Origin of the sequence: Allomuricauda sp. M10, assembly GCF_020782875.1 — a bacterium.
GTDB lineage: Bacteria > Bacteroidota > Bacteroidia > Flavobacteriales > Flavobacteriaceae > Flagellimonas.
Genome location: NZ_JAJGBN010000020.1, coordinates 1 through 432 on the forward strand (window position 1 = coordinate 1; position 432 = coordinate 432).

The following is a 432-nucleotide window of genomic DNA, read 5'->3' on the forward strand; positions in this document are numbered from 1 at the left end:
AGATAGGTCTACGCTACCGCCGTCTTCCAAAGTAAGGGTATTGCCACTCAAACTCAAGGTCTGGTCATCTGTATTCGTATCGATGCTACTGATGTCGATGGTATTGCCACCAGCGATGCTCAAATCGCTACCGCTCAAAGAAAGGGTTTGGGAATCGGTGTTCACACCTGAAATGTCGATTGTGTTTCCTTCGGAAATGGTCAGATCCGAACCTGAAATGCTCAATGTCTGGTCATCCGTATCCGTGTCAATGCTGCTGATGTCGATGGTGTTCCCACCTGTGATGCTCAAATCCGTTCCGCTCAACGATAGGGTCTGTGCATCCGTATTATCCAAATATCCGCTCAGGTCAACGTTACCGCCATCCTCAAGGGTCAAGGTGTTGCTGTTCAAACTCAAGGCCTGGTCGTCCGTTCCACTGTTATTGAAAGC

Annotated in this window: 1 pseudogene; it reads right to left on the reverse strand. The window is 48.8% G+C overall.

Going from position 1 to position 432, the window contains the following annotated elements:
- Positions 1–432: pseudogene (locus tag LKX84_RS17890) on the reverse strand (hypothetical protein); the annotation flags it as partial.